General features: G+C 37.7%; 13 protein-coding genes. All 13 read left to right on the top strand.

The window, feature by feature from the left end:
• The first annotated feature begins 188 nt into the window (after positions 1-188).
• The 13 genes from WC906_02405 to WC906_02345 all read left to right on the top strand — a co-directional run bounded on the left by WC906_02405 (position 189) and on the right by WC906_02345 (position 9,957).
• Positions 189-503, top strand: a complete 315-nt coding sequence (locus tag WC906_02405; GenBank protein ID MFA5777267.1) for a hypothetical protein — start codon at positions 189-191, stop codon at positions 501-503.
• A 151-nt stretch (positions 504-654) separates the two neighbouring features.
• A complete protein-coding gene (locus tag WC906_02400; GenBank protein ID MFA5777266.1) occupies positions 655-1,956 on the top strand; it encodes an ISNCY family transposase in 1,302 nt (433 codons plus the stop codon).
• Between the two features lie 139 nt (positions 1,957-2,095).
• Entirely contained in the window at positions 2,096-2,278 is a 183-nt protein-coding gene (gene secE, locus WC906_02395; GenBank protein MFA5777265.1) for a preprotein translocase subunit SecE, read from the top strand.
• Between the two features lie 159 nt (positions 2,279-2,437).
• Positions 2,438-2,983 (top strand): transcription termination/antitermination protein NusG, encoded by a 546-nt coding sequence (nusG, locus tag WC906_02390; GenBank protein ID MFA5777264.1) that lies wholly within the window; start codon positions 2,438-2,440, stop codon positions 2,981-2,983.
• A 113-nt stretch (positions 2,984-3,096) separates the two neighbouring features.
• Positions 3,097-3,519 (top strand): 50S ribosomal protein L11, encoded by a 423-nt coding sequence (gene rplK, locus WC906_02385; GenBank protein MFA5777263.1) that lies wholly within the window; start codon positions 3,097-3,099, stop codon positions 3,517-3,519.
• A 117-nt stretch (positions 3,520-3,636) separates the two neighbouring features.
• Positions 3,637-4,317, top strand: a complete 681-nt coding sequence (gene rplA, locus WC906_02380) for a 50S ribosomal protein L1 (protein MFA5777262.1) — start codon at positions 3,637-3,639, stop codon at positions 4,315-4,317.
• Positions 4,318-4,406: 89 nt separating this feature from the next.
• Positions 4,407-5,651 carry a serine hydroxymethyltransferase gene (glyA, locus tag WC906_02375; GenBank protein ID MFA5777261.1) on the top strand — a complete coding sequence of 415 codons (1,245 nt, stop codon included), beginning with the start codon at positions 4,407-4,409 and terminating at the stop codon, positions 5,649-5,651.
• Positions 5,648-6,310, top strand: coding sequence for an HAD-IB family phosphatase (locus tag WC906_02370; GenBank protein ID MFA5777260.1), 663 nt, complete (start codon positions 5,648-5,650; stop codon positions 6,308-6,310). The genes glyA and WC906_02370 overlap by 4 nt, the downstream gene beginning before the upstream one ends.
• Positions 6,311-6,365: 55 nt before the next feature.
• Positions 6,366-6,854, top strand: a complete 489-nt coding sequence (locus WC906_02365) for a dCMP deaminase family protein (protein MFA5777259.1) — start codon at positions 6,366-6,368, stop codon at positions 6,852-6,854.
• Positions 6,855-6,857: 3 nt separating this feature from the next.
• Complete coding sequence (locus tag WC906_02360; GenBank protein ID MFA5777258.1) at positions 6,858-7,412, top strand: AAA family ATPase; 555 nt, start codon at positions 6,858-6,860, stop codon at positions 7,410-7,412.
• 42 nt (positions 7,413-7,454) lie between these two features.
• Positions 7,455-8,747: an FAD-dependent thymidylate synthase gene (locus WC906_02355; protein MFA5777257.1), complete on the top strand. Its 1,293-nt coding sequence runs from the start codon at positions 7,455-7,457 to the stop codon at positions 8,745-8,747.
• A gap of 195 nt (positions 8,748-8,942) precedes the next feature.
• Positions 8,943-9,539, top strand: a complete 597-nt coding sequence (locus WC906_02350; protein MFA5777256.1) for a hypothetical protein — start codon at positions 8,943-8,945, stop codon at positions 9,537-9,539.
• An 88-nt stretch (positions 9,540-9,627) separates the two neighbouring features.
• Positions 9,628-9,957: a nucleoside triphosphate pyrophosphohydrolase family protein gene (locus tag WC906_02345; GenBank protein MFA5777255.1), complete on the top strand. Its 330-nt coding sequence runs from the start codon at positions 9,628-9,630 to the stop codon at positions 9,955-9,957.
• Positions 9,958-9,966: the final 9 nt, after the last annotated feature.

Raw genomic sequence — 9,966 nt, 5'->3', positions numbered from 1 at the left:
ATTAGATGAGCTAATATGTTTGTAAGGCATCTCGTTGTCGTTTAATGGTAATAGTTGTGTATTTTCCATTATACAGACCGAGATGTCTTTTTTTAACTTATGTTGCACTTGTGGATAGAATGTAGGGACGGCGATTTGACTTATTTATGACTTTATGCCATGCTTTCTTGTTGCTAAATTTCTATTAAATGATTGCACTTAAGGAGGACGAAATGAAAATCGGGAAAAAGCGCATGAAAGAAATTTTGAGTATTATCGCGAGAGAAGTTCTTTTGTATATTTCGGCTTCCGACATCGTACTTGTTTTTGAGGGTCAAAAAACATGGGAGGAGTGTTTCAAAAGAGCCGAAGAAAGAGAGGGAGAAGTTGGGATTATTGCTAAAGCAATTGGCAATGGCAGAAATCAGATAAGCGAAGAAGAATTCGATGAAATTGCTCGTCCATTCGTTGCTTCTCGTATTGCTTATGATTTGGGCGCAGAAAAAGTGAAAATTAAATGGTGATAACCTGCCAACAGAAAATCTGTCCTGGCGGGTTTTCTGTATTATCGAAAGAAAGTAGAATAGTGTCATAATTTTTTAGTAATGTCATAGTAGCGTTAAGTAGAAATGTCATACCTGTTAGAATATTGGGTTAACCATTAAGCCCAATATCATGGAACAAGACATAATTACTATGACAGCCAAAGAAGCCGAGAGACTCACCATTATCAACAATCTAATCGCCAAGAAGATCAACGGAACCGATGCCGCCAAGCAATTGAATCTCTCCATAAGGCAAACCAAAAGATTAAAAGCCAGAGTAGACGGGGAAGGTTCCAAGGGAATAATCCACAAACTAAGAGGACAAAAAGGAAACAACAAAGTCAAAGAAAAGATTATCAATAAAGCCAAAAAGATAATTGAGAAAAAATATCCCGATTTCGGACCAACGCTGGCCACTGAAAAACTTCTGGAAATCCATAAAATCGATATCGGAGTAACAACCATTCGAAAACTGATGATCAAAGAAGATCTTTTCAAACCCAAAAAGAGAAAACGAAACAAAGAACACAGATCATGGAGACCCAGAAAAGAATGCTACGGAGAGATGCAACAATTCGACGGCAGCTATCACAAATGGTTTGAAGACAGAAATGAGGAGTTTTGTCTTCTGGCTTCCATTGACGATGCCACAGGGAAAATCACCAAACTGAAATTAGGTAAAAGCGAAAGTATCAAAGAAGTCTTTCATTTCTGGAAAGGATACATAGAAACCAATGGCAAGCCGATAGCCGTTTATCTCGATAAATTCAGCACTTACAAGATAAATCACAAGAATGCCAAAGACAATCAAGAACTGCTGACTCAGTTTCAAAGAGCCTGTTTGGATCTCGATATCAACCTCATTACCGCTCACAGTCCCGAAGCCAAGGGAAGGATAGAAAGATTGTTTGAAACGCTTCAAGACAGACTGGTCAAAGAACTGCGAATTCGAAACATCAGCGACATGGAAACCGCTAATGAATTTTTAGAAAAAGAATATATTCAAGATTTCAATAATCGATTCTCCGTAGTTCCCGCCAAAGATACGAATTTGCACAAACTTTTAACGGAAAACGATAAAAAGAGTTTGGACAGGATATTTTCCATCCAATCCCGAAGACAAGTTAGAAACGACTTCACCGTCCAGTTTAAAAACGATTGGTATCAATTGGATGAAATCCAGCCGACTACCGTTTATCGAAAAGATGAAATCTTAATTGAAGAAAGATTGGATGGTTCAGTTTGTTTAAGCAAAAAAGACAAGTATTTGAATTTTAAAAAATTACCCCAAAGACCGGAAAAGATGAAAACAAAATTGGTGGCCATTACTCCAGTCAAATCCGATTGGAAACCTCCGGTTAATCATCCGTGGAGAAGTAGGATTAGAGCCGATATTCGCTGCGCCATAATTTCTAAAGTTCCGCAAGTATGACATTTTAAAAAAACGCAGCGCTATGACATTTTAAAAAAACTTTGACAAAGAAAGTAGAATAGTTGACAAAAAAATCATTTAAGAGTAATATTAATCCATAAGAAAAGCCCGCAAAGGCTTTTTAAAAAAGCTCAAATCTATGAATAAAATTATCACATTTTTTAAAGAAGCGAAGATTGAGATGACCAAAGTTAATTGGCCTACCAAGAAACAGACTATCAACTATACTCTAATTGTAGTTGGTTTAAGCCTATCCGTAGCGGCATTTTTGGGAAGCTTGGATTATCTTTTTGGACAGATATTAAAAGGATTTATTAAATAAGGAGGGCGTCCCAGCATCAATTCCGATGTAGTTCGATGTAATTTAAGGGTTTGATGTGCGGAAACGCCTACGGCTTAATTTAAAATTAAAATATAGTAATATAGCGAATTGATGCGGGATGCTCATTTTTGTAGCCACTCGCTTCGCTCGCGGACAAAAATGGCAAAGCAAACACAACATCATGGACGGGCTTGGTATGTTCTTCACACCTATTCGGGTTATGAAGACAATGTGGCTCGAAACTTGAAACAAAGAATTGAATCGATGGATATGCAGGATTCAATTTTCGATGTAATGGTTCCCAAAGAAAAGAAAATAAAGATTAAAGCCGGAAAAAGAATAGTGGTAGAAGAAAGAGTTTATCCGGGATATGTATTGGTAGAAATGATTGTAACCGACGCTTCTTGGTATGTGGTTCGAAACACCCCTAATGTTACCGGGTTTATTGGACTCGGAACCACTCCTACTCCGGTTGATCCGAGGGAAATCGAGGCACTCAAGAAGAGAATGGGAGTTGATGAGCCGAAATATAAGATTGATGTTCAAGAAGGCGATGCAGTGAAACTAGTTGACGGACCATTTAAAGATTTTGACGGAAAAGTTCAAGAAATAAACGAAGAAAAAGGAAAGGTGAAGGTGCTAATTTCTGTTTTTGGAAGAGAAACGCCGGTAGAAATTGACTTTCTGCAGATTCACAAAATTTAATCCCACGAATTACGAATCTAGTACGAATATACAAATTTTATTTTATAAATTGTTATATAGCTGATTCTGATATTGTTTACAAACAATTGCTTCTCGGAATCAATCAATAAATTATGGCAAAGAAAATTAAAACAATCATCAAACTTCAAATCCCTGGCGGACGGGCGAATCCGGCTCCTCCAGTTGGACCAGCCTTAGGACAGCACGGGTTAAATATTCAAGATTTTTGTACTCGCTTTAACGCAGCTACTCAAAGTAAGAATGGCGATATTGTTCCGGTTGAAATTACTGTTTTCGAGGATCGGACTTTCGATTTTATTATGAAAACAGCACCGGCCGCCGAGCTTATCAAAAAAGCAGCCAAAGTGGAAAAAGGTTCAGGCAATCCACTGAAAAATAAAGTAGGAAAAATTACCAAGGAGCAAGTGAAAGAAATTGCGGAAACCAAAATGGAAGATTTAAATGCCAACGATATTGAACAGGCTATGAAAATTGTTGAGGGAACAGCTAGAAGCATGGGAATTAAAGTGGAATGATTCCCACGAATTACGAATCTTTTACGAATATACGAATTTTAGATTAATAAATTAACTAACTTAAGTGGGAGAATTATGCATTTAATTATGTAGTTCATTTGTACCACAAAAAATCTTATGTTTAGAGGAAAAAAGTACAAACAGGCTTTCGAGAAAGTAGAAAAAGATAAAAAGTATACAATCGAAGAGGCGGTAAAAATTATCAAAGAAAACAAGATTGCCAAATTTGATGAATCGGTAGAAATTCATGTAAAAATGGCGATTGATCCGAAAAAAGGCGAACAGCAAGTTCGAGGCGCGGTAGTGCTTCCGCACGGAACCGGAAAAACCAAAAAAGTGGCAGTTATCACTTCAACCAAAGCCAAGGAAGCTAAAGATGCCGGAGCAGACGTGGTTGCGGGAGAAGAAATAATCGAAAAAATTAAAAATAATAAATTTGGTAATTTTGATATTTTGGTCGCTACTCCGGAAATGATGCCCAAACTCGCTCAAGTAGCCAAAATCCTTGGGCCAAGGGGACTCATGCCAAGTCCGAAAACTGAAACAGTGACGGACAAGATTAAAGAAACTGTAGAAATGCTGAAAAAAGGAAAAGTGAGTTTCAAAAATGACGACGGATCAAATATTCATCAAGTGATCGGAAAGATTTCTTTTGATGAAAATAAACTTAAGGAAAATATTACAGTCTTTTTAGAAGCTCTTCAAAAAGCCAAGCCTCAAACATTGAAAGGAAAATATATTATCGGAATATCTATCTGTTCAACTATGGGTCCGGGAGTGAAAATCATCATTGGATAAATTTCGAAAACGCCCCTTGGGGGCGTTTTTTTTGACTTTAAAAGTAAAAAATAATAAAATAGAAAAGCACTTATTTTTTAACTTTGAATATGAAACACATAAAAAAACAAGATCCTCAGGTATATAAAGCTATTTTAGGAGAAATAAAGCGCCAGCAGGAAGGGATGGAACTTATTGCATCCGAAAACTATGTTTCCGAGGCGGTTCTGGAAACTTTGGGGACAGTTTTTACCAATAAGTATTCCGAAGGCTATCCGGGACGCCGCTATTATGGGGGGCAGATGTATACCGATGTGGTGGAAAAGTTGGCGATCGAAAGAGCTAAAAAGCTTTTCGGGGCCGAGCATGTAAATGTTCAGCCACTATCGGGCGCTCCGGCTAATATGATTGCCTATAGCGCAGTTTTGAAGCCAGGAGACAAAATATTAGGCATGGACCTTTCGCATGGAGGACATCTGACTCATGGACATCCAGTAACACTTTCAGCGCAAATATATAATTTTATCGGATATAAGACGGACAAATCGGGGAAAATTGATTATGTGGAACTGGAAAAAATGGCCATCAAAGAGAAACCAAAACTGATTTTAGCCGGTTTTTCGGCTTATACAAGGCAACTAAATTACCGGAAATTCCAGGAAATCGCTCAGAAGGTGGGAGCGATCACTATGATTGACATTGCTCACATCGCGGGACTCATTGCCGGAAAAGCCATTCCTAATCCGGTTCCCTATTTTGACATTGTAACAACTACTACCCACAAGACTCTTCGCGGACCGCGAGGAGGAATGATACTTTGCAAAGAAAAATACGCCAAAGCAATCGATAAAGCGACTTTTCCCGGATTTCAGGGCGGACCGCATATGAATAATATTGCAGCTAAAGTCGTAGCCTTCGGTGAAGCGTTGAAGCCATCCTTTAAAATTTATGCCAGACAGATTCTCAAAAATGCCAAAGTTTTGGAGCAGGAACTTAAGAAATATGGATTCAAATTAATGTTTGGCGGAACGGATAATCATATGGTCCTGGTAGATGTTTTTGGTTCAAAGGGCGTTTCTGGAAAAGAAGCGGAAATGGCGCTGGATAAGATTGGAATTACGCTTAACAAAAATATGATTCCGGATGATCCAAGAAGTCCATTTGATCCGAGCGGTGTCCGCATCGGAGTGCCGGCTATCACCACCCGAGGAATGAAAGAAAAGGAAGTGCGAATAATTTCCAAATGGATAAACGACGCAATTGAAAACCATCAAGACGAAAAATATTTGAAAAAACTTCACACAGAAGTTATCAAACTTTGCAAAAAATTTCCTTTGTATAAAAATCTTAAATGATAAAAAGTAACAAGCCGATGGTTGCTATGAAAAAATACGCATTCTTTGATTTAGATGGTACGCTTTACGATGGATACACAACTTCTTCTTTTTATCTTTTTTTGGCAGAAAAGGGATTTACATATAAATCGATAATTGAAAAACATGATGAAATACTAAAATTATTTGATTCTAAAAAAGTTGATTACAAAGAATTATGTGAAAGAGCAATAGTTTTATCCGCTGAAGCTTTAAAAGGAAAAGATCGCGAGACAGTAAGTGAGTGGAATAGATTATTTTTGGAAGAAAACGGAAAGTTTTTTTCATGGGTTAACAATTTATTGAAATTATTAAAAGGAAGAAAATATGAAATTTATCTGATTACTGGATCGATAAACTCTTCTGTTAAATTAATAGCAGATTATCTAGGCATCAAGCATTCGTACTCATCTGAACTTGAAATTAAAAATGAAGTGTATACTGGAAAGGTGAACAAATTTTTGCACTTTGACGAGAAGGAAAAATTGATTCGAAGTCTGGTGGAGGATATGGAAAATTGTGATAAGATTAGATTCGGGGATTCTACAGGAGATGTTAATATGCTTTCAAATATGGACATCTCATTTGTTTACAAGCCTTTTGAGGAACAAATGAAAGAAATTGCAATTAAAAAGGGCTAGTATATTGTTGATGAAAATAATATATTGAAAGTTGTTAGCTCTAAAATTAAATAATATGAAAAAAGATAAAAGAAAAAAATATTTTTCTTGGGACGAAACATTTATACAATTATGTCGTATAATCGCTCAACGATCCAAAGATCCTGTTACTCAAACAGGTGCCTGTATCGTGAATGACAAAAATATTATTGTAGGAATGGGATACAATGGTTTTCCTAGAGGGTGTTCGGATGATAAATTGCCTTGGTCTAAAAATTCGAAAAATTTTTATGACATAAAATATCCCTACATTGTCCATGCGGAAGCAAACGCGATTCTTAATGCTAACGCTCCAACCGAAGGAACAAGATTATACTGTGGCTTATTCCCTTGCAATGAGTGCGCAAAAGTAATAATTCAAAGAGGAATAAAAGAAATAATCTATGAAGATGACAAATATCATGATAGAGACGAGTGGAAAGTTTCCAGGAGGATGCTCAATATGGCCGGAATAAAATATAGAAAATACGAACCTAAGTATGATTTAATTTTTAAGAAAAAATAAAAAATGTCTAAAATCATTATCGGTCTGGCCGGGGAGATGGCCTGCGGAAAAGGAACAGCGGCAAAACACATCAAAGAGAAATATCAGGCTAGCTCCTATCGTTTTTCAACGATGCTAAGGGATGTCGCCAATAGATTATACGTAGAGCAGACCAGAGAAAATGTTGCAACATTGTCTACGATACTTCGCCAAAATTTCGGCGAGGATCTTTTTGCCAAAGTAATGGCGGAGGATGTCAAAAAGGATGAGAATAAAGTGATTGTGATTGATGGAATCAGGAGGCTGGCGGACATTGAATATCTCAAAAAAATTCCGGAATTTAAGTTTGTCTATATTGAAGCGGATATACACAATTGTTATGATCGCATTATCAAGAGAGGAGAGAATACAGACGACAACAATAAGACTTTTGAAAAATTTATGGAAGAACATAATCTAGAAACGGAACTCCAGATTAAGGATCTTAAAAACTATGCTGACTTCGTGATTGATAATGATGCAGATTTTAACCATCTTCATGAACAAGTTGACAAAATAATCGAAAGTTGCAAAAATTAAGTACTTTTTAAAAATCTTAAAGGAGGGTGATTGCTTAAATTTATGTCAAAGATATTTGTCTACGATGAATTTAGTCCGCAGGACACAGCGATGCTCCAGGCGCTTTATTCTCGAAGTGCTTCCAGCGTGGAGGAGCATGTGAACAAGGTGAAAGAAACCGGTTCAGGAAAGTTTATGGAGCGTTTTTATGTGGGATACGGCCATTCTAGTATTGCCGATTGCGGAAGCACAACACTTTTCATTGAAGGAATCAGTATTTTAGCGGACAAAGCCATCCAGGATTGGCAGTTGTATTCCGGGCAAGAAACCAGCACAAGGTATATTGATATGTCCAAACAACCGATTGTTGATCCGCTGATGACAGAAGATTCCAGGGAGATTTTAGATGCTTGGATGGATTTTTATATTAGCAGCCAAGAAGCAGTTCAAAATCATCTTAAGGAAAAATATCCGAAACGCGAGGAAGAAGAGGAAGGGATGTATGAAAAAGCGATTAAGGCTAGAACTTTTGACATTTTACGAGGATTTTTACCGGCCGGAATCACGACTCAGCTTAGTTGGCATACTAATCTTCGCCAGGCTTGGGACAAGCTGTCGCTTCTTCGCCATCATCCGGTGGAAGAAGTTTCCACGTTGGCGGAAGAAATACTCCTTAAGCTTAAAGGAAAATATGCCCATAGTTTCAGCCATGAGTTATATCCAGATCAGGAAAAATATCGGAAATATTCGATGCAGAGCTATAACTATTTTGATCCAGAAAATCATCCGGCTTTCAGAGCTTACACCAACATCGAAAACAGAGAACTGCAAAAGTACAAAGATATTATTTTCTGGCGTCCGGTCAAGACTAATCTTCCTACTTTTCTTTCCGAACTGGGCAATGTTACTTTTGAATTTTTGATGGACTTCGGATCATTTCGCGATATCCAGCGCCATCGAAACGGAGTTTGTCGGATGCCGCTTCTCACCACCAAATTCGGATTTAATTCCTGGTATCTGAAGCAGCTTCCTGATTCTTTACGAGCCAAAGCAGAAGAACTAATAGAGAGACAAGCGGAAAGGATAAACAAGATGGATTTGGAACCGAAATATTTGCAATATTACATTGCTTTAGGATTTAATGTTCCCTGCAAAGTTTCTTATGGGCTTCCGGCGGCGGTTTATGTGGTAGAACTGCGAAGCGGAAAAGCGGTTCATCCAACGCTTCGCAGAATCGCCCATCAAATGAATCAGTCGCTACTGGAAATGTTTCCAGGTATAACGCTCCATTCTGACTTGGATCAGGATGACTGGGATGCAAGAAGAGGACTTCAAGATATTACCGAGAAAAAATAAATTTAAGAATTGACTTGCGCATTTACCTCTGCCAAGACCGCTTGTCGCGGTGCGATAACGGACAAATTTAGAATCGCACCTCCGAGAAGCGACTTGTTATAGCTAAATGCGCAAGTCCTAATATAACAAAGGGCTGGTAATTCCAAAAGATAGCCAGCTCTTTTATTTTTGCTTTGGCTATGCTAAAATCAGCTTATGAAACGAGGTAAATTTATTGCCATTTACGGTACTAACGGCATTGGCAAAACAACTCAAACCGAAAGATTGGTGGCTTTTTTGCAGGCGCAGGGGAAAAACGCGTCAAGATTGAAATATCCGATTTATGATCTGGAACCGGAGGGGTCTTTTATCTATAAATACCTACGCGATCCGAAATTCCGCGCCAAAAATGAGCTTTCTACTCACGAACTTCAGAAAAAATATGCCGATAATCGCAAACGCTACGAAAAAGAATTAAAAAGAAGATTGAATAACGGAGAATGGATTGTGGCGGAAGATTATCTGGGAACCGGAATTGCCTGGGGATTGACTTGGGGAGGAGATTTGGAATATCTGGAAAAAATAAATGAAAAATTATTTAAGTCCGATTTATCAATTTTAATGCATGGCGAAAGATTTAATACGGCCATTGAAAAAGATCATCGAAACGAAATGGATGCGGACAGAATTCAGATTTGCAAAAATTTTCATTTTTTGCTTTCGAGGCTTCATAGCTGGAAAGTCATAAATGCCAATCAAAAAGTTGATAAAGTGCAAAGGGATCTTAGAAAAATTGTGAAAAATTTGTTGTAACTATTTATTATGTCATTCCCGCGAAAGCGGGAATCCAGTGAGTAAATTTTCTAGATTCCGGATCAAGTCCGGAATGACAAAAGATAAAATGGATTTTAAAGAATATCAGGAAAAATCAAGAAAAACAGCTTTGTATCCTGACAAGGACAATAATTTTGTGTATCCGACCTTGGGGCTTTCCGGAGAAGCAGGGGAAGTGGCGGAAAAAATAAAAAAAGTGATTCGGGATAAGGACGGAATTATTGACGATGTAACCAGGGAAGAAATAAAAAAAGAACTGGGCGATGTGCTTTGGTATGTTGCGCAATTAGCAACAGAACTTGGATTATCGATGGATGAAATTGCCCAAAAGAATATTGAAAAATTGCTAAGCCGGATGGAAAGAGGAGTATTGCAAGGAAGCGGAGATAATAGATAATATTAAAAT

It is taken from the genome of Parcubacteria group bacterium (assembly GCA_041657845.1).
Classification (GTDB): Bacteria; Patescibacteriota; Minisyncoccia; order Moranbacterales; family JAKLHP01; genus JAKLHP01.
This window is presented reverse-complemented; position numbering and strand designations above follow the sequence as displayed.

Excerpts from the sequence above, each read along its gene's own strand:
- WC906_02405 (MFA5777267.1), top strand. The coding sequence starts at position 189 with ATGATTGCACTTAAGGAGGACGAAATGAAAATCGGGAAAAAGCGCATG.
- WC906_02400 (MFA5777266.1), top strand. The coding sequence starts at position 655 with ATGGAACAAGACATAATTACTATGACAGCCAAAGAAGCCGAGAGACTC.
- secE (MFA5777265.1), top strand. The coding sequence starts at position 2,096 with ATGAATAAAATTATCACATTTTTTAAAGAAGCGAAGATTGAGATGACC.
- nusG (MFA5777264.1), top strand. The coding sequence starts at position 2,438 with ATGGCAAAGCAAACACAACATCATGGACGGGCTTGGTATGTTCTTCAC.
- rplK (MFA5777263.1), top strand. The coding sequence starts at position 3,097 with ATGGCAAAGAAAATTAAAACAATCATCAAACTTCAAATCCCTGGCGGA.
- rplA (MFA5777262.1), top strand. The coding sequence starts at position 3,637 with ATGTTTAGAGGAAAAAAGTACAAACAGGCTTTCGAGAAAGTAGAAAAA.
- glyA (MFA5777261.1), top strand. The coding sequence starts at position 4,407 with ATGAAACACATAAAAAAACAAGATCCTCAGGTATATAAAGCTATTTTA.
- WC906_02370 (MFA5777260.1), top strand. The coding sequence starts at position 5,648 with ATGATAAAAAGTAACAAGCCGATGGTTGCTATGAAAAAATACGCATTC.
- WC906_02365 (MFA5777259.1), top strand. The coding sequence starts at position 6,366 with ATGAAAAAAGATAAAAGAAAAAAATATTTTTCTTGGGACGAAACATTT.
- WC906_02360 (MFA5777258.1), top strand. The coding sequence starts at position 6,858 with ATGTCTAAAATCATTATCGGTCTGGCCGGGGAGATGGCCTGCGGAAAA.
- WC906_02355 (MFA5777257.1), top strand. The coding sequence starts at position 7,455 with ATGTCAAAGATATTTGTCTACGATGAATTTAGTCCGCAGGACACAGCG.
- WC906_02350 (MFA5777256.1), top strand. The coding sequence starts at position 8,943 with ATGAAACGAGGTAAATTTATTGCCATTTACGGTACTAACGGCATTGGC.
- WC906_02345 (MFA5777255.1), top strand. The coding sequence starts at position 9,628 with ATGGATTTTAAAGAATATCAGGAAAAATCAAGAAAAACAGCTTTGTAT.